Source organism: Pseudomonas xantholysinigenes (genome assembly GCF_014268885.2).
Lineage (GTDB): Bacteria > Pseudomonadota > Gammaproteobacteria > Pseudomonadales > Pseudomonadaceae > Aquipseudomonas > Aquipseudomonas xantholysinigenes.
The window spans coordinates 3906721-3932516 of the sequence record NZ_CP077095.1 but is presented as its reverse complement, the minus strand read 5'-3'; the positions used below and the strand labels follow the sequence as shown (position 1 = coordinate 3932516).

Here is a 25796-nt window from a genome sequence, read left to right as displayed (position 1 = left end):
AGCTTAGCCGATGAAATCCTATGAAGTGAATTTTGATGGCCTGGTGGGGCCGACCCACAACTACGGCGGCCTGTCGTACGGCAACGTGGCCTCGCAGAGCAACAGCCAGCAGGGTTCCAACCCGCGCGAGGCGGCGCGTCAGGGCCTGGCGAAAATGAAGGCGCTGATGGAAATGGGCTTCCAGCAGGGCGTGCTGGCGCCGCAGGAGCGCCCGGACGTGGCCGCGCTGCGTCGCCTGGGCTTCACCGGCAGCGACGCCGAAGTGATCCAGCGCGCCGCGAAGGAGGCCATGCCGCTGCTGGTGGCCAGTTGCTCGGCCTCGAGCATGTGGGTGGCCAACGCCGCCACCGTCAGCCCCAGCGCCGACACCGCTGACGGCCGCGTGCACTTCACCGCCGCCAACCTCAACTGCAAGTACCACCGCAGCATCGAGCACCCGACCACCAGTCGCGTGCTGGGCGCCATGTTCAATGACGACAAGGTCTTCGCCCATCATCAGGCGCTGCCGGCGGTGGCCCAGTTCGGTGACGAGGGCGCGGCCAACCATACCCGCTTCTGCCGTGCCTACGGCGATGCCGGCGTCGAGTTCTTCGTCTATGGCCGCAGTGCCTTCGACAGCCGCTACCCCGCGCCGCAGAAGTATCCGGCGCGCCAGACCCTGGAAGCCTCGCAGGCGGTGGCCCGGTTGCACGGCCTGCGCGACGATGGCGTGGTCTACGCTCAACAGAACCCGGCGGTGATCGACCAGGGTGTGTTCCACAACGATGTGATCGCGGTGGGCAACGGCGAGGTGCTGTTCTACCACGAGGACGCCTTCCTCGACACCGACGCGGTGCTTGGCCAACTGCAGGCTAAACTGGCCAGCAAGGGTGGCAACTTCCAGGCCATCTGTGTGCCGCGTTCGGCGGTGACGGTGGAGGACGCGGTGCGTTCCTACCTGTTCAACAGCCAGCTGCTCAGCCGCGAGGACGGCTCGATGCTGCTGGTGGTGCCAGAGGAATGCCGCAACAACGAGCGCGTCTGGGCGTATCTGGGCCAGCTGACCAGCCAGGGTGGCCCGATCAAGGAGGTCAAGGTGTTCGACCTCAAGCAGAGCATGCAGAACGGCGGCGGCCCGGCTTGCCTGCGCCTGCGCGTGGCGTTGAAGGAAAACGAACTGGCGGCGGTCAACCAAGGCGTTATCATGACCGCCTCGCTGTACGACACCCTGGTGCAGTGGGTCGACAGGCACTACCGCGATCGCCTTGGCGAAGCGGACCTGGCCGATCCGCAGTTGCTGGTCGAGTGCCGCACGGCACTGGATGAACTGACCCAGATCCTCAAGCTGGGTTCGGTCTATCCGTTCCAACGCCAACCTTGATAGAGAGAAAACCCTGATGTCCGACGCCCTGCGCCTGATCCTGGAAGATGAAGACGGCACCCAGCTGGAAACCTCCTGCACGCGTTTTGCCGTGGTCTGGCAAGGCAAGGAAGTGTGGATTCAGCAGGATGGCCGCGGCCAATTGCTGATTGGCGTGGATGTCGAAGAAGACGACACCGAGTACGCCAACCTGCTGCTGCGCCCGATGGCCACCAACCTGGTCAGCCTGCAACTGGAAATGGAACCGGCCGATGCCGGTGACGACGACCACGTCCATGGCCCGGATTGCGGCCACCACCACTAAGGAAGCGCCTATGCTCGCCCTTGGCAAACTGCTTGAGCTGACCCTGACCGATCACGAACCGGCCGAGAAGACCCAAGTGACCACCAGGGGCGTGCGTTTGCGCTGGCTGGGGGAGGGCGCGTTGGAAGTGCGTCCTCCCGAAGGTGAGGATTGTGGGCTCGACCTGCTGCTCTCGGCAGGTATCCATGGCAACGAGACGGCACCGATCGAGTTGCTCGAGCGCCTGCTGCATGGGGTGGCCAACGGCAAGATCAAGCCGCGCGCGCGCGTCTTGTTCCTGTTCGGCAATCCGGCGGCGATCCGCAAGGGCGAGCGTTTCATCGAGCAGGACATCAACCGCCTGTTCAATGGTCGGCACGAGCTGTCCAGTGGTTTCGAGGCACTGCGCGCCGCGGAGCTCGAACAGTTTGCCCGAGTGTTTTTCAGCAAGCCCGAGCGCACCCGCCTGCATTACGACCTGCATACCGCCATTCGTGGGTCCAAGATCGAGCAGTTCGCCCTGTATCCCTTCAAAGAGGGGCGCACGCACTCTCGTCGCGAGCTTGCCCGTCTTGCGGCGGCCGGCATGGAAGCAGTCCTGCTGCAGAGCAAGTCGTCGATCACTTTCAGCGCCTTTACCTACGAGCAGCTCGATGCCGAAGCCTTCACCCTGGAGCTTGGCAAGGCTCGTCCGTTCGGACAGAACGAAGAGGTCAATCTCGACAGGCTCGAAACCCGGCTGATCCAGCTTATCGAAGACAGCGAACCGCAGACCGAGCAGTCCCTCGAGGGCCTCAAGCTGTTCAGTGTCGCCCGCGAGATCATCAAGCACAGCGACAGTTTCCACCTGCACCTGCCGGCGGACATCGAGAACTTCTCCGAGCTGAGCAAGGGCTACCTGCTGGCCGAGGACCTGGCCGAGACGCGCTGGGTGGTCGAGGAAGAGGGTGCGCGGATCATCTTCCCCAACCCCAAGGTCAAGAATGGGTTGCGCGCCGGTATCCTGATCGTGCCGGATTCGGGCCAACGCCTGGCCTGAGGCTTGCGCGCCCCCGGCGATCTTTGCTCAACATGGAAATCCTGGGGCTGCTACGCAGCCCTTTCGCGGCACAAGGCCGCTCCTACAGGAGCGTTCTGCGCTTGACTGGTTTTGGATCCCTTCGGTGATGAAATTCTTTTAATTCACCAACCTGTTAATTTTCCCCGTCCCAGGACCGTAATTGGCTTGCCAGCAGCGAAACCCTGGCTTTAGCATCGCGGTCATGCCGTTTCCAACTGCTTTAGTCTGATAAACCGTCCAACCGACGGCATCTATCGCACAAACACACTGCACCGAGACTGCAGGACCGATATAATGCGGCCCTTTGCCGTCGTTTCGTCGATTCGACGTGTGGCCGCCGTTTCCGTGGAAGAACCTATGAAAAGCGCAGAAATCCGTGAAGCCTTCCTCCGCTTCTTCGAAGAGCAGGGACATACTCGCGTTGCCTCCAGCTCCCTGATCCCGGGCAATGACCCGACCCTGCTGTTCACCAACGCCGGCATGAACCAGTTCAAGGACTGCTTCCTCGGCCAGGAAAAGCGCGCCTACACCCGCGCGGTCAGCAGCCAGAAATGCGTGCGCGCCGGTGGCAAGCACAACGACCTGGAAAACGTCGGCTACACCGCCCGTCATCACACCTTCTTCGAGATGCTGGGCAACTTCAGCTTCGGCGACTATTTCAAGCGCGACGCCATCACTTTCGCCTGGACCTTCCTGACTTCGGACAAGTGGCTGAACCTGCCGAAGGAAAAACTGTGGGTCACCGTCTACGCCAGCGATGACGAGGCCTACGATATCTGGACCAAGGAAGTCGGCGTGCCGGCCGAGCGCATGGTGCGCATCGGCGACAACAAAGGCGCCCCGTACGCCTCCGATAACTTCTGGACCATGGGCGACACCGGCCCGTGCGGCCCATGCACCGAGATTTTCTACGATCACGGCGCCGACATCTGGGGCGGCCCACCCGGCTCGCCGGAAGAAGACGGCGACCGTTACATCGAGATCTGGAACAACGTCTTCATGCAGTTCAACCGCACCGCCGATGGCGTTCTGCATCCGCTGCCGGCGCCGTCGGTGGACACCGGCATGGGCCTGGAACGCATCAGTGCGGTGATGCAGCACGTGCACTCGAACTACGAGATCGACCTGTTCCAGAGCCTGCTGGCCGCCGCCGCCGAAGCCATTGGTTGCAGCAATGACGACCAGCCTTCGCTGAAGGTGGTTGCCGACCACATCCGTTCCTGCGGCTTCCTGGTCGCCGATGGCGTGCTGCCTTCCAACGAAGGCCGTGGCTATGTACTGCGCCGCATCATTCGTCGGGCCTGCCGCCATGGCAACAAGCTCGGCGCCAAGGGCAGCTTCTTCCACAAGATCGTCGCCGCGCTGGTGGCCGAGATGGGCGAAGCCTTCCCTGAGCTCAAGAGCCAGCAGGCGCACATCGAGCGCGTGCTCAAGACCGAGGAAGAGCAGTTCGCCAAGACCCTCGAGCAGGGCCTGCGCATCCTCGAGCAAGACCTGGCCCAGCTGCAGGGCAAGGTGGTACCGGGCGACGTGGTGTTCAAGCTGTACGACACCTACGGCTTCCCCATGGACCTGACTGCCGACATCGCCCGCGAGCGCGAACTGAGCATCGACGAAGTCGGCTTCGAGCGCGAGATGGAGGCCCAGCGCGAGCGTGCCCGCTCCGCCAGCGCCTTCGGCATGGACTACAACAGCCTGGTCAAGGTCGACACCGCTACCGACTTCCTCGGTTACGACGCCACCGAAGGCCAGGGCAAGATCATCGCCCTGTACAAGGATGGCCAAGCGGTCGATCAACTGGGTGAAGGCGAGGAGGGCGTCGTGGTCCTCGATCGCACGCCGTTCTACGCCGAGTCCGGTGGCCAGGTCGGCGACACTGGCTACCTGCAAGCCGGCGCCGCGCGCTTCGATGTGCGTGACACCACCAAGACTGGCGGTGCCTTCCTGCACCACGGCGTGGTCGCCAGTGGCGCGCTGGTCATCGGCTCGCCGGTCGAGGCCAAGGTCGACGCCGAGGTGCAGCACGCCACCTCGCTGAATCACTCGGCCACCCACCTGCTGCACGAGGCGCTGCGCCAGGTCCTGGGCGAGCACGTGCAGCAGAAGGGCTCGCTGGTGGACAGCCAGCGCCTGCGCTTTGACTTCAGCCACTTCGAGGCGGTCAAGCCTGAGCAGATCAAGGCCTTGGAAGACATCGTCAACCGCGAGGTGCGCAAGAACACCCCGGTCGAAACCGAGCTGACCGATATCGAGACTGCCAAGGCCAAGGGCGCCATGGCGCTGTTTGGTGAAAAGTATGGCGACACCGTGCGCGTGCTGAGCATGGGCGGTGACTTCTCCGTCGAGCTGTGCGGTGGCATCCATGCCAAGCGCACTGGCGACATCGCCGTGTTCAAGATCATCAGCGAAGGCGGCGTGGCCTCTGGCGTGCGCCGTATCGAAGCGATCACCGGTGCCGCCGCGCTGGCCTACCTGAACGCTGCCGAAGAGCAGGTCAAGGAAGCCGCGCAGCTGGTCAAGGGTAATCGCGACAATGTGATCGACAAGCTGTCGGCTGTGCTCGAGCGCAACCGCCAGCTGGAAAAGCAACTCGAGCAGTTGCAGGCCAAGGCCGCCAGCGCCGCCGGGGATGATCTCTCCAACGCGGCCGTTGAGGTCAAGGGTGCCAAGGTGCTTGCCGCCCGCCTGGATGGGCAGGATGGCAAGGCTCTGCTGGCGCTCGTCGATCAACTGAAGAACAAGCTCGGCCATGCAGTGATCCTGCTGGGCAGCGAGCATGAGGGCAAGGTCGTGCTGGTGGCTGGCGTGACCAAGGACCTCTCCGGCCAACTCAAGGCTGGCGATCTGATGAAGCAAGCCGCTGCAGTGGTGGGTGGCAAGGGCGGTGGTCGTCCGGACATGGCCCAGGGCGGTGGCGTCGACGTCGCCGCGCTGGACCAGGCCCTGGCCCTGGCCGTGCCGTTCGCCGAGCAGGGTCTTTGAGATGAGGCGGCCGGTGTCCAGTCACCGGCCGCTTCATGTTGGATTGTTTTTTGGGGCCCTTGAGGGCTGAGGCACCTTTGAAATGGCGTTGATCGTACAGAAATTTGGCGGTACCTCTGTCGGTTCCATCGAGCGGATCGAGCAGGTTGCCGACAAGGTCAAGAAATTCCGCGAGCAAGGCACCGACCTGGTGGTCGTGCTGTCGGCGATGAGCGGGGAAACCAACCGCCTGATCGACCTGGCCAAGCAGATCACCGACAAGCCGGAACCGCGCGAGTTGGACGTGATCGTTTCGACCGGCGAGCAGGTCACCATCGCCCTGTTGTCCATGGCCCTGATGAAGCGCGGCGTGCCGGCGGTGTCCTACACCGGCAACCAGGTGCGCATCCTCACCGACAGTGCGCACAATAAGGCGCGCATCCTGCAGATCGACGACCAGAAGATCCGCGCCGACCTCAAGGCCGGGCGTGTTGTGGTGGTGGCCGGTTTCCAGGGCGTCGACGAGCACGGCAACATCACCACCCTCGGCCGTGGCGGCTCCGACACCACTGGCGTGGCCCTGGCGGCGGCGCTGAAGGCTGACGAGTGTCAGATCTACACCGATGTCGACGGCGTCTACACCACCGACCCGCGTGTCGTGCCCCAGGCCCAGCGCCTGGAGAAGATCACCTTCGAGGAGATGCTGGAAATGGCCAGCCTCGGCTCCAAGGTGCTGCAGATCCGCTCGGTTGAGTTCGCCGGCAAGTACAACGTCCCGCTGCGCGTGCTGCACAGCTTCAAGGAGGGTCCGGGTACCCTCATTACCATCGATGAAGAGGAATCCATGGAACAGCCGATCATTTCCGGTATCGCCTTCAACCGTGATGAGGCCAAGCTGACCATTCGTGGCGTCCCGGATACCCCAGGCGTTGCCTTCAAGATCCTCGGCCCGATCAGCGCGGCCAACATCGAAGTCGACATGATCGTGCAGAACGTCTCGCACGATAACACCACCGACTTCACCTTCACCGTGCACCGCAATGAGTACGAGAAGGCGCTGAGCGTGCTGGAGAACACCGCCCGTGAAATCGGCGCGCGTGAAGTGATCGGCGACACCAAGATCGCCAAGGTGTCGATCGTCGGTGTCGGCATGCGCTCCCACGCGGGTGTCGCCAGCCGCATGTTCGAAGCCCTGGCCAAGGAGAGCATCAATATCCAGATGATCTCCACCTCCGAAATCAAGGTTTCGGTGGTGATCGAAGAGAAGTACCTGGAGCTGGCCGTGCGCGCGCTGCACACCGCGTTCGAGCTCGATGCGCCCGCCCGACAGGGCGAGTAAGGCGCTGCCTGGAGGGGCGCGGCTTGCCGCGCCCTTCGCGTTTTTGCCCGCTGGTGGTGTCCCTGTCCAGGCGCCGCCGGCAGTTGTCCCGGGCCTTATGCCGTCGTCCCCGGCAGGCCTCGTTAACAAAGACTGTTGTCCCTGAAGATTCAAGTGAGGAGAAAACTATGCTGATTCTGACTCGTCGGTGCGCCGAGAGCCTGATCATTGGTGACGGTGAGATCACCGTGACGGTCCTGGGTGTCAAAGGCAACCAGGTGCGTATTGGCGTTAGCGCGCCCAAGGAAGTGGCTGTTCACCGCGAGGAAATCTACCTGCGGATCAAGAAAGAGAAGGACGAGGAGCCAAGCCTTTAATTTTTTTGAAGTTTTTTTCAAAAAAAGGGTTGCAAACGAGGAAGGGTGTGTTTAATATTCGCCTCGTGTTGCGGTGAGGTGGCCGAGTGGCCGAAGGCGCTCCCCTGCTAAGGGAGTATACCTCATAAGGGTATCGGGGGTTCGAATCCCCCCTTCACCGCCATTATTTGCCTAGAGCGCTTAGTGCGATCTGAATGGCACAGCAAGACACGGACTCATAGCTCAGCTGGATAGAGTACTCGGCTACGAACCGAGCGGTCGGAGGTTCGAATCCTCCTGAGTCCGCCACTTTTGAAGTGGCTTTGCTAGCAAGGCTGCTTCAATCAACCAGTGGTAATCTGGTCTAAAACTACCCCACGGACTCATAGCTCAGCTGGATAGAGTACTCGGCTACGAACCGAGCGGTCGGAGGTTCGAATCCTCCTGAGTCCGCCACTTTTGAAGTGGCTTTGCTAGCAAGGCTGTTTCAACCCACCAGTGGTAACCTGGTCTAAAACTACCCTACGGACTCATAGCTCAGCTGGATAGAGTACTCGGCTACGAACCGAGCGGTCGGAGGTTCGAATCCTCCTGAGTCCGCCACTTTTGAAGTGGCTTTGCTTGCAAGGCTGTTTCACCCACCAGTGGTAACCTGGTCTAAAACTACCACCTACGGACTCATAGCTCAGCTGGATAGAGTACTCGGCTACGAACCGAGCGGTCGGAGGTTCGAATCCTCCTGAGTCCGCCATACATCAAGAAGCCCGCTCATTCGAGCGGGCTTTTTGTTTTTCTGCCGCACTGAATTGTCGCGGATGTGCATCTACGCTTTTCAGTAGTTATCGCGATTCGTGTGGCATCACCTGATCCGCCAACAAGGCTGTCTTACACGGTTCGAGGCAGGTCGTGAATTTTTCAGGTGGCCGTTAATGCGATGTGCTTTTTCTATCGCGCCCACCGTCGCACTGTTGGCTTCGAGCGTTGTCATAGCTTTATCGCGCAAACGATTGTTCTGGCCAAAAATTTAAGCGATCCGACAGCTTGCACAGTGTATGATTGCGCCCGTCAGCCCCGCCGGGGCTTGTGGAATCCCACCATGGACTTACCCAGTAGTTACTCCTTAACGCGCTTCATACAGCAAGATCTGACCGATTGATTCTCCCGGCGTGCTCCGCTGCTGGGAGTGGAGTTCGCCTATGACCGAAATCGAAGTAAAGAAAGCCCAAGAAAGCCTGCAGGATCGCCTGGCCCAGGTGATCGAACTGCTGCAGCGCCAGCGGGTGGTCGAGGACCTGACGCACCGTCAGGAAGGTCACCACCATGACCGGGTGGAAAACCTCGTCCACCGCCAGAACCTCGTCGAGCTGCAGCGTAAGCTCGATGACCTGCACCCTGCCGACATCGCCTACATCCTTGAAGCCTTGCCGCTGGAAGACCGTCTGACGGTCTGGCAGTTGGTGCGCTCGGACCGTGACGGCGACATCCTGCTCGAAGTTTCCGACGCTGTTCGTCAGACCCTGATCGCCGATATGGATGATCACGAGTTGCTGGCCGCCGCCAAAGAGATGGACGCCGACGAACTCGCCGACCTGGCGCCGGAGCTGCCGCGTGACGTCGTGCACGAGCTCATGGAAAGCCTCGATGCCCAGCAGCGCGAGCGTGTGCGCTCGGCCCTGAGCTATGACGAGGAGCAGGTCGGTGCGTTGATGGACTTCGAGATGGTGACCATCCGCGAAGATGTCAGCCTCGAAGTGGTGTTGCGCTACCTACGTCGGCTCAAGGAGCTGCCGGGGCACACCGACAAATTGTTCGTGGTCGATTACGACGGCAAGCTCAAAGGTGTGCTGCCGATCAAGCGGTTGTTGGTCAACGACCCGGAAAAGAAAGTCGCGGAGGTCATGGCCAATGACCCGGTGACCTTCCACCCCGAGGAAGATGCCTACGATGCGGCTCAGGCGTTCGAGCGTTACGACCTGGTGTCTGCGCCTGTGGTGGACAAGAACGACCGCCTTATCGGTCGTCTGACCATCGACGAGATGGTCGACCTGATCCGTGAAGAGAGCGAAAGCGAAGTGCTCAACATGGCCGGTCTGCGTGAAGAGGAAGATATCTTCGCTTCGGTCTGGCGTTCGCTGCGCAACCGTTGGGCCTGGCTGGCGATCAACCTGATCACCGCCTTCGTCGCGTCGCGGGTGATTGGCCTGTTCGAAGGCTCCATCGAAAAGCTGGTGGCTCTTGCCGCGCTGATGCCGATCGTGGCCGGTATCGGCGGCAACTCGGGTAACCAGACCATCACCATGATTGTCCGGGCCATGGCGTTGGACCAGGTGTCGCCGGGCAACACCAGCCGCCTGATGCGCAAGGAGCTGGCGGTATCGCTGCTCAATGGTCTGATCTGGGGTGGGGTGATTGGCGTGGTCGCGTTCTGGCTCTATGGGAGCTGGTCGTTGGGTCTGGTGATGACGGCGGCGATGACCTTGAACTTGTTGCTCGCCGCATTGATGGGGGTGTTGATCCCAATGACCCTGACGCGTCTGGGGCGCGATCCGGCGATGGGGTCGAGTGTGATGATCACGGCGGTCACCGACAGCGGCGGCTTCTTTATCTTCCTCGGTCTGGCTACGCTGTTCCTGCTGTAGGAGCGGCCTTGCCGAGGCGTCGGACCGGCCGGAAAGGGTCGGAAAGCGGCCCCAGGATTTCAACGTTGACGCATAGATCGCCGGGGCCGCTGCGCGGCCCTTTCGCGGCACGAGGCCGCTCCTACAGGGGGCGTGCGTTAACCTGCCGTGCCCCCACAATCACCAGATGCAAAAAAGCCAGCTTGCGCTGGCTTTTTTGTGTGCGGCAGTTGCGTGTCGAGATCAGGCGTCTGCTGCCATTTCCACATCGTGAGCGATGAGGGCGACCAGGGCATTCTGCTGGCGATGAGACAGCTGGCGGAAGCGCTGCAGCAGTTCGCGTTCGTGCAGGCTGAGCTCTGGGCTGTCCAGGCGCATGCTCAGCTCTTCACCCAGCGCACCTTCCTGGATAAGGCTCTGCTCCAGGCGCGCGATGATTTCGGAGTTCATGCTGCGGTGATGGTTGCGCGCTACCTCGGCAATGCGCTCACGCATCCCGTCTGGCAGGCGGACGACGAACTTGTCAGCGGTGCGGCTCGAATAGATAGCCTGTTTCATTGGGCGCATATAAATTGACCGGTTGTTCTGGTTCAGGGGAAGCGGTTCTCAAATTGGCCGCACGGTGGAAGTACGACCGCGGCGACGACAAAATGTTCAACCGTGATGTGATTTTGGGTGTTCATCTTGCCTCATGGTCGCCGTTTCCTTGGCGTCAATTCTGTGACAAATAGTGATCTGGATAAAGGCTTTTTGCCAGTACCAATTATCAGAAATGAGCACTGGTTTGAAAAGTTTCACATACATCCGTGTTTGGTGGTGTCAGACGTTTGTCGTCAAAATCTGGTAATAAGCAACAAAAGCCCGGGGAAAAGCTTACAATTTGCGGGTTTCCTTCACATTGAGCATAGTGGCTATGCAATATGACGCAAGCAACGGGGCGATCTCAAGGGCGCGTGTGATATTCCTCATAGGACCGTCTGGTTCGGGAAAAGATTCCCTGATCGATGCGGCCCGTGAGGCGTTGCGGGCACGGGGCGTGGAAGTGGCCCGCAGGGTCATCACCCGCTCGGCCGAGGCCAAGGGGGAAGATGCCCATGGCGTGAGCGAGGCGCAGTTCCAGGCCATGCGCGATGAAGGTGCGTTCGCCCTCGACTGGCAGGCCAATGGCTTGCGCTACGGCATTCCAATACAGATCGACCGTTGGCTTGCCGCTGGCAGGTCGGTGTTGGTCAATGGATCGCGTGGCCATCTGGCAATTGCCCGTCGTCGCTATCCCGATCTGTTGGCAGTGGGCCTGGTGGTATCGCCCGACGCCTTGCGAGCGCGTTTGCTTGCCCGGGGGCGGGAGAGCCTTGAGGCGATCGAGCAGCGCTTGGCCCGCAATGCCAGCCTGCAAGCCTATGACGCCGAGGTTCAGGTGCTGGACAATTCGACCTCGCTGGCGAACGCATGCCGCGCGTTGTTGCGTTTGCTGGAAGAGCAGGGCGTGGGCCGCTCGAGCGTGCAGAAAAGTCCGACATGCAAATTGCCCGATTGAGGCATGACAAACGGCGGCGTGCTGGTTAACATGCTCGCCGTCCCGTCGTACAGCGTTCGCTGGCGGCTTGTATGTCTCAGTAGCTCAATTGGATAGAGCATCCCCCTCCTAAGGGGAAGGTTGCAGGTTCAAATCCTGCCTGGGACGCCATCTTCCGATTTCCCCTCATGACCATCGCGCCGTCTTTGCTTCAAAGGCTGGCGGAGTAGCGCTTTTCGATGTCCCGGTCAGTCGTCTTGCTCACCTCCTCAACCACCAGCCCTGGTGCCTGAGCGCGATACTGCTGCTGGACGATCTTGGCTTGGGTCTTCAGCTCGGCGTCCTCCTCGATGCGCTGGGCAATCTGCTTGTCGATCTTCAGTTTTTGCTCCGGGGGCAGTGCGTCGTACTCTTCTGGTGTCAGGCCCAGTTCCTGAAGCATCTTTTCCTTGATCTTCTGCGCCGGTGATTTGGCCATGTAATCGCGGAACTCCTGCAGGGCAACGGATGCTTCCTGCTTGTCTGTGCTGGCCTGGCGCGTACTGTCGGCTTTCGGGTTTTGCAGTGTTGCCATCAACTTGGCAAAGGCTTCCTTGCTGTTGTCCTCGGCTTGCTGTTGTGATGTGCCGCCCTGGCTGTTCTGCGGCGTCTCGGCCTTACGGGTTGCGGGGATGGCCGAGAAGGCCGGGAAGGGGCTGGCGGACTGTTCGTTGCCGCTGCGATTGTGCTGTTGCACGTTTTGCCAACCCAGCCCGGTTGCGGTGATAAGCATGGTTTCCTCCATGGATGATGCGAAAGACCCGGCAAAAGTGGCAAAAGCTGTGCCACTGGGCTACTCGCTGCGAAATAGGCCGTTCGAGCTATTCCGGGTACTCGCCACTCGGCATATGCTTGCCCGCGAGAGGAACAGTATTGCCGCCTGCGGCAATCGTCATGCATGTCGGCAGCACCGTGACCGGGGCGCAGTTGCTGGATACCAAGGAGAGCGTCCATGAGTCAGGCAATCAAGCCGATCCCGGCGGGTTTTACCGAGCAGCAACTACACACCTTGTTTGACCTCATCAGCGATGGCATCTGGGACTGGGATGCCAACAGCGGGTATGTCTACCGCAACCCTGGCTGGTACTCGATGTTGGGTTATGCCAGCCATGCCATGGCCAATACCGTGCTGACCTGGGAAGGCGTTATCCACCCGCAGGACTATCCGCGGGTAATGGCGCACTTCGAGGCCTACATCAATCAACGCAATGAACGCTATCGCATCGAATACCGCTGCCGCTGCCAGGACGGCAGCTACCTGTGGATCGAGGACAGCGGTCATATCATCGCCCGCAACCCGGATGGTTCGGTGGCCAGGATGCTTGGCGCGCACCGCAACATCGACGCCGGAAAGCGCCTGGTGGCCGAGCTGGAACAACGCAACCAGTCGCTGGAAACCCTGGTTGCCGAGCGCACCCGCGAGCTGTCGTGGGTCAACCAGCAACTGCAGCGCCAACTGGACGAGAACCGTGAACTCGCCGAGCGCGATGCACTGACCCGCGTCGCCAATCGCTACCGCCTGGAGAAAACCCTGCAGCAGGAATGCGAGCGCGCACGGCGCTTCCGTGAGCCACTGGCGCTGATCGCCATGGACCTGGATGACTTCAAGCCGATCAACGATCGTCATGGTCATGCCCAGGGCGATGCCGCGCTGATCGAGGTGAGTGAGCGTATTCAGGGGCGCTTGCGTGATCAGGACTTGCTGGCACGCTGGGGCGGCGACGAGTTTGCCGTCGTCTTGCCGCAGACCGCGCTGGAGGACGCGCGTGATATTGCCATTGGGATTCAGCGGGCGGTGGCCGATATTGCCCCGGTAGGCGATTGCCAGCTCACCATGAGCTATGGCGTGGTGCAGTGGCAGGATGGGGAAGACCAGCGCGACCTGCTGGTCCGTGCCGACAAGGCCTTGTACCAGGCTAAAGCGGCAGGCAAGAACGTTATCGCCGAGTAAAAAAATGCCCGCGACGCCTGGGGCGCAGCGGGCCAAATCGGCTATTGCCGCTTCAGTGTCCTGCGTCAGATATGCAGTGCGTGGCCCAGGGCCCGCAATGCCGCCTCCTGCACTGCCTCGCCGAGGGTTGGGTGGGCGTGGATGGTACCGGCGATGTCTTCCAGGCGCGCGCCCATTTCCAGTGACTGGGCGAAGGCGCTGGACAGTTCGGAAACCGCCACGCCCACTGCTTGCCAGCCGAGGATCAGGTGGTTGTCACGGCGTGCCACCACGCGTACGAAACCGGTCTTGGCTTCCAGGCTCATGGCCCGGCCGTTGGCGGCAAAAGGGAATTGCGCGACGATGCAGTCCAGGCCCTGTTGGCTGGCCTGTTCAGGAGTAGTGCCGACCACCACCACTTCTGGATCGGTGAAGCACACCGCGGCGATCGCGCTGGGCTCGAAGCGGCGACTCTTGCCGGCAATGATCTCGGCGACCATCTCGCCCTGGGCCATGGCCCGGTGTGCCAGCATCGGCTCGCCGGCGACGTCGCCAATGGCCCAGACATTGCGCATGCTGGTCTGGCAGCGTTCGTCGATGGCGATGGCGGCGCCATTCATTTTCAGCTCCAGGCTTTCCAGGCCGAAGCCTTTGGTGCGTGGGCGGCGACCGACGGCCACCAGTACCTGGTCGGCTTCCAGGCGCAGTTGTCTACCTTGGCCATCGCTGGCCAGCAGGCAGCCATCCGTATAGCCCTCGACGCTGTGCCCCAGGTAGAGCGCGATGCCCAGTTTCTTGATCGCGTCGGCCACCGGCGCAGTCAGCTCGGCGTCGTAGGTCGGCAGGATGCGCTCGCGCGCTTCCACCACGCTGACCTTGGCGCCGAGCTTGCGGTAGGCGATGCCCAGTTCCAGGCCGATATAGCCACCGCCGACCACCACCAGGTGCTGCGGCAATGCCTTGGGTGCCAGCGCTTCGGTGGAGGAAATGACCGGCCCGCCAATCGGCAGCATCGGCAATTCGACGCTGCTCGAGCCGGTGGCCAGCAACAGGTGTTCACACTGGATGCGCTGGCCATCGACCTCGACGCTCTTGCCGTCGAGAATTTTCGCCCAGCCGTGGATCACCTTCACCCCGTGCTTTTTCAGCAGGGCGGCGACGCCGCTGGTGAGGCGGTCGACGATGCCGTCCTTCCATTCGACGCTGCGGGCGATGTCCAGCCGCGGCGACGCCACGCTGATGCCCAGCGGCGAAGGTTCGGTGAAGCGGCTGGCCTGGTGGAATTGCTCGGCCACATGGATCAGTGCCTTGGACGGGATGCAGCCGATGTTCAGGCAGGTGCCGCCCAGCGCCTGGCCTTCGACCAGCACGGTGGGGATGCCCAGTTGCCCGGCGCGGATGGCGGCGACATAGCCGCCGGGGCCGCCGCCGATGATCAGCAGGGTGGTGTCGATAATCGGTTGCATGATCACTCCACGAACAGGCAGGCAGGTTGTTCCAGCAGGCCGCGCACGGCCTGGATGAACAGGGCGGCGTCCATGCCGTCGACCACGCGATGGTCGAACGAGCTGGACAGGTTCATCATCTTGCGCACGACGATCTGGCCATCGATCACCATTGGCCGCTCGACCATGCGGTTGACACCGACGATCGCCACTTCTGGGGTGTTGACCACTGGCGTGCTGACGATGCCTCCCAGTGCGCCGAGGCTGGTCAGGGTAATGGTCGAGCCGGACAGCTCTTCACGGGTCGCCTTGTTGTTGCGCGCGGCGTGGGCGACGCGGGCGATCTCGCTGGCGTTGCTCCACAGGCTGCCGGCTTCGGCATGGCGCAGCACCGGGACCATCAGGCCATTGTCGCCCTGGGTGGCGATGCCCACGTGCACAGCGCCATGGCGGGTGATGACCTGGGCTTCGTCGTCGTAGGTGGCGTTGATCTGCGGGAAGTCGCGCAGGGCCACGACCATGGCACGTACCAGGAACGGCAAAAGGGTCAGCTTGCCGCGACTGTCGCCGTGCTTGGCATTGAGTTGCTGGCGCAGGGCCTCGAGGTTGGTGACGTCGATTTCCTCGACGTAGCTGAAGTGGGCGACGCGGCGCTTGGCGTCCTGCATGCGCTGGGCGATCTTGCGGCGCAGGCCGATCACTGGCACCTGCTCGCTGTCGGTGCGCTTGCCGTAGCCGCCTGGCGCCTGGCCAGCGCTGGTCTGCGGCTTGCTGATGAAGGCGTCGAGGTCTTCGTGCAGGATGCGCCCGGCCGGGCCGCTGCCATGCACGTAGCGCAGCTCGATACCGGCATCCAGCGCGCGCTTGCGCACGGCGGGGGAGGCCAGTGGCTTGTCGTGGGCTTCGCGCGGCACGATCGGCGCGGCGATGTGATGCGTGGCGGCCTGTGGCGGTGCTTCGAGGCGCACCTCGGGCTTGGCTTCGGCCTTGACCGGCGCGGCTGCCGGCTCTACCGGCTTGGCCAGGGGCGCGTCGACATGGTTGCCGCTGCCTTCGACCTCGATGCGGATCAGCTCGCTGCCGACCGCCATCACTTCACCTGGCTGGCCGCCCAGGGCCAGGACCTTGCCGGCGACCGGCGAGGGGATTTCCACGGTGGCCTTGTCGGTCATGACATCGGCAACCACCTGGTCTTCGGCGATCAGGTCGCCGACCTTGACGAACCATTCCACCAACTCGACCTGCGCGATGCCTTCGCCAATGTCCGGCATCTTGATGACGTGCGTTCCCATTCAGACCTCCATGACCCGTTTCAGTGCCGCGCCTACCCGCGAAGGGCCTGGGAAGTAAGCCCATTCCTGTGCGTGGGGGTAGGGGGTGTCCCAGCCGGTGACGCGCTCGATCGGCGCCTCGAGGTGATGGAAGCAGTGCTCCTGGACCAGCGACACCAGTTCGGCGCCGAAGCCGCAGGTGCGGGTGGCTTCGTGGACGATCACGCAGCGGCCGGTCTTCTTCACCGAGGCGACAATGGTCTCCAGGTCCAGCGGCCAGAGGCTGCGCAGGTCAATGACCTCGGCGTCGACGCCGCTCTCCTCGGCGGCCACTTGCGACACGTACACGGTGGTGCCGTAGGTCAGCACGGTGACATCGTTGCCAGGGCGGGTGATGGCCGCCTTGTCCAGCGGCACGCTGTAGTAACCATCGGGCACGGCGCTGTGCGGGTGCTTGGACCAGGGGGTCACCGGCCGGTCGTGGTGGCCGTCGAACGGGCCGTTGTACAGGCGCTTGGGCTCGAGGAAGATCACCGGGTCGTCGCATTCGATCGAGGCGATCAGCAGGCCCTTGGCGTCGTAGGGGTTGGACGGCATGACCGTGCGCAGGCCGCAGACCTGGGTGAACATCGCTTCCGGGCTCTGGCTGTGGGTCTGGCCGCCGTAGATGCCGCCGCCGCAAGGCATGCGCAGGGTCAGCGGCGAGATGAACTCACCGGCCGAGCGGTAGCGCAGGCGGGCCATCTCCGAGACGATCTGGTCGGAGGCGGGGTAGAAGTAGTCGGCGAACTGGATCTCGACCACCGGACGCAGGCCGTAGGCGCCCATGCCCACGGCAGTGCCGACGATGCCGCTCTCGGAGATCGGCGCATCGAACACGCGCGACTTGCCGTACTTGGTCTGCAGGCCTTCGGTGCAGCGGAACACGCCGCCGAAGTAGCCAACGTCCTGGCCATAGACCACCACGTTGTCATCGCGCTCGAGCATGACATCCATGGCCGAGCGCAGGGCCTGGATCATGGTCATGGTAGTGGTGGACATGGCGTTTTCCAGATGGATGCTGTTGTTGTGATCGTTCATCTCAGACCCCCAGTTCCTGGCGCTGACGGCGCAGGTGGTCGGGCATTTCCTTGTACACGTCCTCGAACATCGAGGCGGCGCTGGGGATATGGCCATTGCTCAGGGTACCGAACTGCTCGGCGTCCTTCTGCGCCTTGATCACCTCGGCCTCCAGCTCCGCGCTGACGGCCTGGTGCTCGTCCTCGGACCAATGGCCGGCCTTGATCAGGTGCTGCTTGAGGCGGGCGATCGGGTCGCCTAGCGGGAAGTGGCTCCAGTCGTCGGCGGGGCGGTACTTGGACGGGTCGTCCGAGGTCGAATGTGGGCCGGCGCGGTAGGTGACCCATTCGATCAGTGTCGGGCCCAGGCCACGGCGGGCGCGTTCGGCGGCCCAGCGCGAGGCGGCGTAGACCGCGATGAAGTCGTTGCCGTCGACCCGCAGCGAGGCGATGCCGCAGCCCACGCCACGGCCGGCGAAGGTAGTCGATTCACCGCCGGCGATGGCCTGGAAGGTGGAGATCGCCCACTGGTTGTTGACCACGTTGAGGATCACCGGGGCGCGGTAGACGTGGGCGAAGGTCAACGCGGTGTGGAAGTCGGATTCGGCGGTAGCACCGTCGCCGATCCAGGCCGAGGCGATTTTCGTGTCGCCCTTGATCGCCGAGGCCATGGCCCAGCCGACCGCCTGGACGAACTGGGTGGCCAGGTTGCCGCTGATGGTGAAGAAGCCGGCTTCGCGCACCGAGTACATGATCGGCAGCTGGCGGCCTTTGAGTGGGTCGCGGGTGTTGGACAGCAGTTGGCAGATCATGTCCACCAGCGACACATCGCGGGCCATCAGGATGCTCTGCTGGCGGTAGGTGGGGAAGCACATGTCGCTGCGGTTCAGGGCCAGGGCCTGGCCGCTGCCGATGGCTTCCTCGCCCAGGCTCTGCATGTAGAAAGACATTTTCTTCTGGCGCTGGGCGACCACCATGCGGCTGTCGAAGATGCGCGTCTTGAGCATGGCGCGCATGCCCTGGCGCAGCACCTGCGGGTCGATGCCCTCGGCCCAGGGGCCGACAGCGTCACCGTGCTCGTTGAGCACGCGCACGAGGCTGTAGGAGAGGTCCGCGGTGTCGGCGGGCTCTACATCGATAGGGGGTTTACGGACTTGGCCGGCGTCGTTCAGACGCAGGTAGGAGAAATCGGTCTGGCAGCCTGGCCGGCCTGTAGGCTCGGGCACATGCAGACGCAGGGGGGCGTACTCGTTCATTGCTTTTTACGCTCGCTCGAATGTTGTTTTTGTGAGCTTTGAAGCGGCCGCCGCTGAGTACCGGCTTGTGACTGGCAAGTCAGCGTCTTTTACATCATAGGGGGATGGCCGGAGAATTTTTCTCTCAAGTTCGTTGCCTTTGCCGGGCAGGGAAGATAAACATTCCGGACAAACACAAAAACCAGGTGAATTTGTCTCATGCGTAAGTTGGATCGTACGGATATCGGCATTCTCAACAGCCTGCAGGAAAACGCCCGGATCACCAACGCGGAACTGGCGCGTTCGGTCAACCTGTCGCCCACTCCCTGTTTCAATCGGGTCAAGGCTATGGAGGAGATGGGCGTGATTCGCCAGCAGGTAACGCTGTTGTCACCGGAGGCGCTGGGGCTGGACGTCAATGTGTTCATCCACGTCAGCCTCGAGAAGCAGGTGGAGCAATCGCTGCACCGTTTCGAAGAAGAGATCGCCGAGCGGCCCGAGGTCATGGAGTGCTACCTGATGACCGGTGACCCGGACTATCTGCTACGGGTGCTGCTGCCGAGCATCCAGGCGCTGGAGCGGTTTCTCGATTACCTGACGCGGTTGCCGGGGGTGGCGAACATTCGTTCCAGCTTTGCCTTGAAGCAGGTGCGCTACAAGACCGCGCTGCCGTTGCCGGCCAATGGCATGACCTTGCGTGAGCAATAACCTGGGCTGGCCCTTTCGCAGGTACCAGGCCACCCGCAAGGGCAACGGTGAACCTGTGGGAGCGGGTTTACCCGTGAACAGTGCGCCATGGAATTGGGGTGCTTGATATTTTAAACACCCTCTGTCTATGTTGTGTTCACCGCCATTGCGGCATGCGTACACAACAACAAGGACAGCGTCATGACGACCGAAGGCCCGCATCACCAGGCCCAGCACCTGCAGGGTATCGACGAAATCGAATGTGTCACCCCGGACCTTAACGGCGTTGCCCGTGGCAAGGTGATGACCGCCGAGGGCTTCCTCGAAGGCCGGCGCCTGCAGATGGCGCGCGGGGTATTGCTGCAGTGCATCATGGGCGGCTACCCGCCGGCGAAGTTCTATGGCAGCGACGACGGTGACCTGGCGCTGGTGGCCGACCCCGCGCAGATCCACCGCCTGCCCTGGAGCGACGAGCCACGCGCCCTGGCGATCTGCGATGCGGTCGAACTCGATGGCGTGCCGTCCGGGCTGTCCAGTCGCGGCCAGCTGAAGGCGGTGCTGGCGCGTTATGCCGAGCGTGGTCTGGCGCCAGTGGTGGCCACCGAGCTGGAGTTCTTCGTCTTTGCCCCCAATACCGACCCCGCCCAGCCATTCCTGCCGCCGCTGGGCAAGGACGGGCGTCGGGAGATGGGCCATTCGGCCTTCAGTGTCAGTTCCAACAATGGCCTGCGCCCGTTCTTCAACGAGGTGTACCGCTGCATGGCGGCGCTCGGGCTACCGCGCGACACCTTCATGCACGAGATGGGCGTCAGCCAGTTCGAGATCAACCTGCTGCATGGCGACCCGCTGCTGCTGGCCGACCAGACCTTCCTGTTCAAGCATTTGCTCAAGGAAGTCGCGCTCAAGCATGGCCTGAGCGTGGTGTGCATGGCCAAGCCGTTGGCGCACACGCCGGGCAGTTCGATGCACATTCACCAGAGCCTGGTCGAGATCACCAGCGGGCGCAATGTGTTCAGCGACGAGCAGGGCGCGCCAACCGACACCTTCCACCATTTCATCGGCGGCTTGCAGGCCTGCCTGGCCGACTTCACCGTGCTGTTCGCGCCTCACGTCAATTCCTACCAGCGTTTGTGCCACCCTTATGCGTCGCCCAACAATGCCTGCTGGTCCGAAGACAACCGCGCCGCCGGGCTGCGCATCCCGGCCAGCTCGCCGGTGGCGCGACGGGTGGAAAACCGCCTGCCGGGTGCCGACGCCAATCCGTACCTGGCGATTGCCGCCAGCCTCGCCGCCGGGCTGCATGGCATCGAGCGGCAGATCGTGCCGGCGGCGGCCATCCAGGGGGAGTTCGAGGTGCCGGAGCACCTGAGCCTGCCCTGCACCTTGCATGCGGCACTGGAGCGCCTCAAGCGCAGCGCCCTGGCGCGGGAACTGTTCGGCCAGGAGTTCATCGAAGGCTACATCGCCACCAAGACCCTCGAGCTGACGGATTTCTTCGATGAGATCACGCCGTGGGAACGCCGTGTACTGGCGGCGCAGGCCTGAACGCGACACGCCCTGTACCGCGTACGTCGCCGGTGGTTTTTTTCGCTGCCGGGGGCCTGCGCGGTCAGGCAATTGCCCTTATGCTTGCTTGCACCGCCGCCACCTGACCAGGGAGCTTTTCGGAACGCATGCGACAGATCTGGAAGTCTTTTCGTTCGCTGTATTTCGCCGCCCTGATGATGTTGATCGGCTCGGGCCTGCTCAGTACCTACCTGGCCTTGCGCCTGGCGGCCGAGCATGTCGACAGCCTGTGGGTCGGCGCCTTGATGGCGGCCAACTATTTCGGCCTGGCATTGGGAGGCAAGATTGGCCACCGGCTGATTGCCCGGGTCGGTCACATCCGCGCCTATGCCACCTGCGCCGGCATCGTCGGCGCGGCGGTGCTCGGCCATGGCCTGACCAGCTGGTTGCCGGCCTGGGTCGGGCTGCGGATGATCGTCGGCCTGGGGATGATGTGCCAATACATGGTCATCGAGAGCTGGCTCAACGAACAGGCCGACGCCAAGCACCGTGGTGCGGTATTCAGTGGCTATATGATCGCCTCCTACCTGGGGCTGGTGCTGGGCCAGTTGATCCTGGTGGTGCACCCGCAACTGGGGCCGGAACTGCTGATGTTGGTGGCCATGTGCTTTGCCCTGTGCCTGGTGCCGGTGGCCATGACCCGGCGTATCCACCCCGCGCCTTTGCGCCCGGCGCCAATGGAACCGAAGTTTTTCATCAAGCGGGTGCCGCAGTCGTTGTCCACCGTGCTGGGCTCCGGCTTGATCGTCGGTTCCTTCTATGGCTTGGCACCGCTGTATGCGGCCAACCAAGGATTGTCCACCGAGCAGGTCGGCTTGTTCATGGGTAGCTGCATTTTCGCCGGCCTGGTGGTGCAGTGGCCGCTGGGCTGGTTATCCGACCGCTATGACCGCGCAGTGTTGATCCGCAGCGCGGCGATCGGCCTGGCGCTGGCGTCGGCGCCGCTGGCGATCCTGCCGAGCGTGCCGTTGGCACTGCTGTTTGCCATTGGTTTTGTCATTTCGCTGTTGCAGTTCTGCCTCTACCCCTTGGCGGTGGCCTTCTCCAACGACCATGTGGAGAGCGAGCGGCGGGTGTCGCTGACGGCCATGCTGTTGGTGACCTACGGTGTCGGCGCCTGTATCGGGCCGCTGGCCGCCGGTGTGCTGATGAAACTGCTCGGGGCGCAGATGCTGTACGCCTTCTTCCTGTTCTTTGCCCTGGTGCTGGTGTGGCGCATCAGGCCGAAAGCGGTGACCGGCTTGCACCAGGTCCAGGATGCGCCGTTGGGGCACGTGGCGATGCCGGCGGCAGGCTCGCCATTGTCGGCGGCGCTTGACCCGCGGGTCGATGAGCAGACGGTGCAGGATGTGATGCAGGCGCCGGTGGCGGCGGAGGATACCGAGGAAGAAGATAAAGGCGCTCAGGTAGCGCCGCCTGAGGCCGGGGAGGGCAGGAGCTGAGTGCATTCCTGACGCCCACGACTATCGTGCCGGAACGAAAACGCCACCCGAAGGTGGCGTTTTTCTTAGTAGTCGTCTTTATCGAAGCGCCGCGCTTCTCGCTGTAGCTGGTAGACGAAGCTTTCGATCTTGCGCTGGGCCTGGCCATTGAGGTTGTGGAAGCGCACACCGGCGAAGGTGGTGTTGATGCGTTCTTCGTAGTGCAGGTGGCGCAGTTCGACCAGGGTGTCGGTCAAGCCCAGGGGATTGCCGGCCTTGAAGCGCTCGTAGACCTGGCCCAGTTGCAGGCGCTCTTCGACATTGCCTTCGAAGCGCAGCTTGCAGCCGGTGGCGGAAATGTCCAGCAGCTTGCCGCGCAGCCCGCCATTGCCCTTGAGGTGGGTGCCGTCGAGGACGATGTCGACCAGTTGCGACAACTTCAGCGCGGCGCGGAAGGCGTTGCGGCGCTGGTGGTAGGTGATTTCCGTCGGCAGAGGGCCGCGGTAGCAGCGATGGCCATCGATCTCGGTGATGGTCAGCGGGATGTCGCTTTCCCAGGCGATGCGCACGCCATCGTGGAAACCTTCGATGCGGAAGGCCTCGCCGTTCTCGATGTACTTTTCGCCGTCGCGCGGGATCATCTCGTCCAGTGCCAGTACCCCCGCCTCGCGGTCGACATGCACCACATAGCTCTGGAAGCGCTGGCTGCGCTCATGGAAGCTGATGATCAGCGGATCGTGGCTCTCCAGCAGCTGGCGCAGGTTGGCCGTAATCTCCAAAGGAGTGGTCAGCACCTTCGGTGGCTGGGGAGCATCGGATTCATTGAACACGGGTTTTCAATCTCCAGGCAAAAACGACACACGCAATTAACGGCATTTTGCCAGTATGTTCCGTGCCTTGATACCACTAATCACACTTGGCTGATCGCGCGCGGCTTGGCCATCGGCGAGGTGCCGCCGCGGGCGTCGTAGAGCGACGGAGAGTCGCCACCCTGGAGGATTCGCACCTGGTTGGCGGTGACGTGCTGCTGCACCTGGATGATCTGGCCGTTGGTGGCGTTCACCTGTTGGCAGGCGTCCATCAGGTTGCTCAGCTCGGCGAGCCGGGCGAGGATGGCCTGGCCATTGCTCGACTGGGCGGCCAGGGCTTCTGCGCCGGCACGATCGGCGCTGAGGCCGAGGCTGGCGAGCAGTTGGCTGCGGCGCCGACCCTGCTGCTCGAGCAAGATGATCAACGACTGTTTGCGGGCCAGGATCTGCTCCAGTACGGCCATGTCGCGGCCATGCAGGGCTATCGCTTCGTTTTGCAGAAGTTCGAGCAGTTCCTGCGTGGGCGCGATGTCGTTTTCGATCAGTTGCAGCAGAGTGATGTCGTGCATGGCTAACTCTTGGCGTGTTGCGTCCTGGAAGTCAGCGCGCCTGAAGGTCAGCGCTGGGCTTCGAAATCAAGCAGTTTGCTGGCGACCCGGTCGGCATCGACCTTGTAGCTGCCGTCGGCGATGGCCTGCTTCAACTCGGCCACGCGGGCGCTGTTGACGGTCGGCTGGTCGCGCAGCTTGTCGCTGATCTTCTGCAATTGCTGGGCCTCTGGGCTCAGATGTACCGCTTCTCCGCTGGCGCTGGCGTGTTTTGGCGCCTCGCTGGCTTCACCGGTCTTCTCGGTGGTGCCTGGCGCGGCATTGCCGCGAACGCCGCCCGTGATGGACGGAGAATTATTCAAACGACTGAAGTCGATGACCATGATCAGAACCCCTGGGTATTAGGACGCATGCCTGGTTTTCGGCCAACCCGAAAGAAACTTTAGGCAGGAAAGCGACACTGCCTCAAAGCCAGCCTGCGTCACCCGATTCCCGACACAGTTTAGGGCGCCCGCTTGCGCACCGCCAGCTTTCCGTCGTCGTTTCGTCACCTGGGCTACATGGCCACCTCGACCTGGCCGGGCCCGGTCACCCTGGCCTTGACCACGCGCTTGGAATTGAGGTTGCGCACGCGGATCTGTGTTTGCAGGCCGCCCTTGTCCAGCGCCTCTCCCGGCATGCGCACGCTCAGGCTGCCGCTGCGGGCGATGATCACCACATGGTCGCCCTTGCGCACCACTTCGGCCTGCTCCAGGTGCTGCTGGGTGAGAACCTGGTCGAGTACCGTCGGGCGCAGCAGCTTGAGGCCCACGGCCTGGTCCAGCTGGGTCAGGTAGCTCTGGCCGAGGGTGCCGACATCGCGCTGGCGCAGGGCCACGTCGCCCTCGCTGACCACGCTGTCACGTTTGAGCGGACGGGTCATGACCACCACGTCGCGCAGCAGGCGCACCTGGGCGGGGACGAACACCGTCCACGGCGCCGTGCTGTCGCAGCGCACCCGCACCGTAACTCGTCCCAGAGGGGTAGGGCTTTCCAGCGAGGCGTCCAGCGGCTGGCTGCACAGTGGCATGCGCAGGCGCGGGTCGAGCTTGTTCACTTCGATCTCGTAGCGGCCCTGGGTCTGGGTGGTCGCCAGATAATCCTCCACGGTGAATTCAAGAAACCCTTGAGTGACACCGATAAGCTGTTCAGGCAAGGTAAAAGTGTCCGCCAGCGTCTTGATGCCGGGTACCATCAGGCACAACGCGGCCAGGGAGCCGGTCAGCAGGCGCGTCAGTCGTCGGAAAAATGTCGTTTTCGTGTACATGGCGCTCAAAAAAGCAAAGCCCGTGCCGACTTGGTACGCAGGCAATCGTTGAAGGAGTCCGGCATGGCTGGAGTGATGGATTCGGTCAACCAGCGCACGCAGCTGGTGGGGCAGAATCGCCTGGAGCTACTGTTGTTTCGCCTCAATGGCGACCAGCTCTACGGCATCAATGTGTTCAAGGTCCGGGAGGTGCTGCAGTGCCCGGAACTGACCTTGCTGCCCAAGTCCCATCCGGTGGTGCGCGGGGTGGCCAACATTCGCGGGGCGACCATTCCTATCCTCGACCTGTCGATGGCCACCGGCCTTCCGCAGCTGAAGGAAGAAACGCGCAACAGCTTCGTGATCATCACCGAGTACAACACCAAGACCCAGGGCTTCCTGGTGCACTCGGTCGAGCGCATCGTCAACATGAACTGGGAAGAGATCCATCCGCCACCCAAGGGTACCGGGCGCGATCACTACCTGACCGCGGTCACCCGGGTCGACAACCGCATGGTCGAGATCATCGATGTGGAGAAGGTGCTGGCCGAGGTGGCGCCGTCGTCCGAGTCGGTGTCCGAGGGTGTGATCGATGCCGAGGTGCAGGACAAGGCGGTGATGCTGCGGGTGCTGACGGTCGATGATTCATCGGTGGCGCGCAAGCAGGTGAGCCGGTGCCTGCAGACCGTCGGCGTCGAGGTGGTGGCGCTCAATGACGGTCGCCAGGCCTTGGACTACCTGCGCAAGCTGGTGGACGAGGGCAAGCGTCCGGAGGAGGAATTCCTCATGATGATCTCGGATATTGAAATGCCGGAAATGGACGGCTATACCCTCACGGCGGAGATCCGCAGCGATCCACGCATGCAAAAGCTGCACATCTGCCTGCATACTTCGTTGTCTGGGGTATTCAACCAGGCGATGGTCAAGAAGGTCGGCGCCGACGACTTCCTGGCCAAGTTCAAGCCGGACGATCTCGCCCAGCGCGTGGTCGATCGGATCAAGGCGAGTCATTGAAACGGCCGGGGTTCGC

The 25796-nt window shown here is 62.6% G+C and carries 23 protein-coding genes and 6 tRNA genes; 19 read left to right on the top strand and 10 right to left on the bottom strand.

Translation table 11 applies throughout. From position 1 onward, the window contains the following. Window positions 1–10 precede the first annotated feature (10 nt). From astB to mgtE, 12 genes are all read left to right on the top strand, one after another. Complete coding sequence (gene astB / locus HU772_RS17470; protein ID WP_186661754.1) at window positions 11–1360, top strand: N-succinylarginine dihydrolase; 1350 nt, start codon at window positions 11–13, stop codon at window positions 1358–1360. A 16-nt stretch (window positions 1361–1376) separates the two neighbouring features. Further along, entirely contained in the window at window positions 1377–1664 is a 288-nt protein-coding gene (locus HU772_RS17465; protein WP_134690889.1) for a topoisomerase II, read from the top strand. Window positions 1665–1674: 10 nt separating this feature from the next. Next, window positions 1675–2682 carry a succinylglutamate desuccinylase gene (gene astE / locus HU772_RS17460; RefSeq protein ID WP_186661752.1) on the top strand — a complete coding sequence of 336 codons (1008 nt, stop codon included), beginning with the start codon at window positions 1675–1677 and terminating at the stop codon, window positions 2680–2682. A gap of 378 nt (window positions 2683–3060) precedes the next feature. Next, window positions 3061–5685, top strand: a complete 2625-nt coding sequence (alaS, locus tag HU772_RS17455) for an alanine--tRNA ligase (protein WP_186661750.1) — start codon at window positions 3061–3063, stop codon at window positions 5683–5685. 82 nt (window positions 5686–5767) lie between these two features. Further along, complete coding sequence (locus tag HU772_RS17450; RefSeq protein ID WP_028691060.1) at window positions 5768–7003, top strand: aspartate kinase; 1236 nt, start codon at window positions 5768–5770, stop codon at window positions 7001–7003. A 167-nt stretch (window positions 7004–7170) separates the two neighbouring features. Further along, window positions 7171–7359, top strand: coding sequence for a carbon storage regulator CsrA (csrA, locus tag HU772_RS17445; RefSeq protein WP_003254503.1), 189 nt, complete (start codon window positions 7171–7173; stop codon window positions 7357–7359). A gap of 72 nt (window positions 7360–7431) precedes the next feature. After that, window positions 7432–7522: transfer RNA gene (locus HU772_RS17440), tRNA-Ser, on the top strand. A 48-nt stretch (window positions 7523–7570) separates the two neighbouring features. Further along, window positions 7571–7647: transfer RNA gene (locus HU772_RS17435), tRNA-Arg, on the top strand. Window positions 7648–7717: 70 nt separating this feature from the next. Continuing rightward, window positions 7718–7794 (top strand) — tRNA-Arg (locus tag HU772_RS17430). 70 nt (window positions 7795–7864) lie between these two features. Continuing rightward, window positions 7865–7941: transfer RNA gene (locus tag HU772_RS17425), tRNA-Arg, on the top strand. A 71-nt stretch (window positions 7942–8012) separates the two neighbouring features. Then, window positions 8013–8089 (top strand) — tRNA-Arg (locus tag HU772_RS17420). A gap of 445 nt (window positions 8090–8534) precedes the next feature. After that, a complete protein-coding gene (gene mgtE / locus HU772_RS17415; protein WP_186660914.1) occupies window positions 8535–9977 on the top strand; it encodes a magnesium transporter in 1443 nt (480 codons plus the stop codon). A gap of 222 nt (window positions 9978–10199) precedes the next feature. Here mgtE and HU772_RS17410 read toward each other — a convergent pair whose 3' ends face one another. Next, window positions 10200–10523 (bottom strand): Arc family DNA-binding protein, encoded by a 324-nt coding sequence (locus HU772_RS17410; RefSeq protein WP_186660913.1) that lies wholly within the window; start codon window positions 10521–10523, stop codon window positions 10200–10202. A gap of 346 nt (window positions 10524–10869) precedes the next feature. Between HU772_RS17410 and phnN the strand changes: the two genes are divergently transcribed. Then, window positions 10870–11493 carry a phosphonate metabolism protein/1,5-bisphosphokinase (PRPP-forming) PhnN gene (phnN, locus tag HU772_RS17405; RefSeq protein ID WP_186660912.1) on the top strand — a complete coding sequence of 208 codons (624 nt, stop codon included), beginning with the start codon at window positions 10870–10872 and terminating at the stop codon, window positions 11491–11493. Window positions 11494–11566: 73 nt separating this feature from the next. Further along, a tRNA-Arg gene (locus HU772_RS17400) sits at window positions 11567–11643 on the top strand. Window positions 11644–11683: 40 nt separating this feature from the next. Here the strand turns inward: HU772_RS17400 and HU772_RS17395 are convergent. Continuing rightward, window positions 11684–12244: a hypothetical protein gene (locus HU772_RS17395; RefSeq protein ID WP_186660910.1), complete on the bottom strand. Its 561-nt coding sequence runs from the start codon at window positions 12242–12244 to the stop codon at window positions 11684–11686. A gap of 219 nt (window positions 12245–12463) precedes the next feature. Here HU772_RS17395 and HU772_RS17390 point away from each other — a divergent pair, with 219 nt between their 5' ends. Further along, a complete protein-coding gene (locus HU772_RS17390; protein ID WP_186660909.1) occupies window positions 12464–13462 on the top strand; it encodes a sensor domain-containing diguanylate cyclase in 999 nt (332 codons plus the stop codon). 65 nt (window positions 13463–13527) lie between these two features. Here the strand turns inward: HU772_RS17390 and lpdA are convergent, their stop codons facing one another. The 4 genes from lpdA to HU772_RS17370 are packed head-to-tail and all read right to left on the bottom strand — an operon-like array spanning window position 13528 to window position 18471. Continuing rightward, a complete protein-coding gene (lpdA, locus tag HU772_RS17385) occupies window positions 13528–14907 on the bottom strand; it encodes a dihydrolipoyl dehydrogenase (protein WP_186660902.1) in 1380 nt (459 codons plus the stop codon). A 2-nt stretch (window positions 14908–14909) separates the two neighbouring features. Continuing rightward, on the bottom strand, window positions 14910–16178 hold the full coding sequence (locus HU772_RS17380; protein ID WP_186660900.1) for a dihydrolipoamide acetyltransferase family protein: 1269 nt from the start codon (window positions 16176–16178) through the stop codon (window positions 14910–14912). Beyond that, window positions 16179–17237 (bottom strand): alpha-ketoacid dehydrogenase subunit beta, encoded by a 1059-nt coding sequence (locus HU772_RS17375; protein ID WP_110738600.1) that lies wholly within the window; start codon window positions 17235–17237, stop codon window positions 16179–16181. 1 nt (window position 17238) lies between these two features. Then, window positions 17239–18471 carry a 3-methyl-2-oxobutanoate dehydrogenase (2-methylpropanoyl-transferring) subunit alpha gene (locus HU772_RS17370; RefSeq protein ID WP_186660898.1) on the bottom strand — a complete coding sequence of 411 codons (1233 nt, stop codon included), beginning with the start codon at window positions 18469–18471 and terminating at the stop codon, window positions 17239–17241. Window positions 18472–18669: 198 nt separating this feature from the next. Here HU772_RS17370 and bkdR point away from each other — a divergent pair, with 198 nt between their 5' ends. From bkdR to HU772_RS17355, 3 genes are all read left to right on the top strand, one after another. Further along, the gene (bkdR, locus tag HU772_RS17365; protein WP_186660896.1) at window positions 18670–19158 is read left to right on the top strand and encodes a Bkd operon transcriptional regulator BkdR; all 489 of its coding nucleotides are present in this window, start codon (window positions 18670–18672) and stop codon (window positions 19156–19158) included. Window positions 19159–19440: 282 nt separating this feature from the next. Further along, entirely contained in the window at window positions 19441–20682 is a 1242-nt protein-coding gene (locus tag HU772_RS17360) for a glutamine synthetase family protein (protein WP_186660917.1), read from the top strand. A 128-nt stretch (window positions 20683–20810) separates the two neighbouring features. After that, the gene (locus HU772_RS17355; protein WP_186660895.1) at window positions 20811–22145 is read left to right on the top strand and encodes an MFS transporter; all 1335 of its coding nucleotides are present in this window, start codon (window positions 20811–20813) and stop codon (window positions 22143–22145) included. 65 nt (window positions 22146–22210) lie between these two features. Here HU772_RS17355 and HU772_RS17350 read toward each other — a convergent pair whose 3' ends face one another. From HU772_RS17350 to flgA, 4 genes are all read right to left on the bottom strand, one after another. After that, window positions 22211–22954: a flagellar brake protein gene (locus tag HU772_RS17350; RefSeq protein WP_186660893.1), complete on the bottom strand. Its 744-nt coding sequence runs from the start codon at window positions 22952–22954 to the stop codon at window positions 22211–22213. An 80-nt stretch (window positions 22955–23034) separates the two neighbouring features. Continuing rightward, window positions 23035–23502 (bottom strand): flagella synthesis protein FlgN, encoded by a 468-nt coding sequence (locus HU772_RS17345; protein ID WP_186660892.1) that lies wholly within the window; start codon window positions 23500–23502, stop codon window positions 23035–23037. A 47-nt stretch (window positions 23503–23549) separates the two neighbouring features. Then, window positions 23550–23864 carry a flagellar biosynthesis anti-sigma factor FlgM gene (gene flgM, locus HU772_RS17340; protein WP_186660891.1) on the bottom strand — a complete coding sequence of 105 codons (315 nt, stop codon included), beginning with the start codon at window positions 23862–23864 and terminating at the stop codon, window positions 23550–23552. Window positions 23865–24037: 173 nt separating this feature from the next. Then, entirely contained in the window at window positions 24038–24787 is a 750-nt protein-coding gene (gene flgA, locus HU772_RS17335; protein WP_186660889.1) for a flagellar basal body P-ring formation chaperone FlgA, read from the bottom strand. Between the two features lie 63 nt (window positions 24788–24850). Here flgA and HU772_RS17330 point away from each other — a divergent pair, with 63 nt between their 5' ends. Continuing rightward, a complete protein-coding gene (locus tag HU772_RS17330; protein WP_186660887.1) occupies window positions 24851–25780 on the top strand; it encodes a chemotaxis protein CheV in 930 nt (309 codons plus the stop codon). The last annotated feature ends 16 nt before the right edge of the window (window positions 25781–25796 follow it).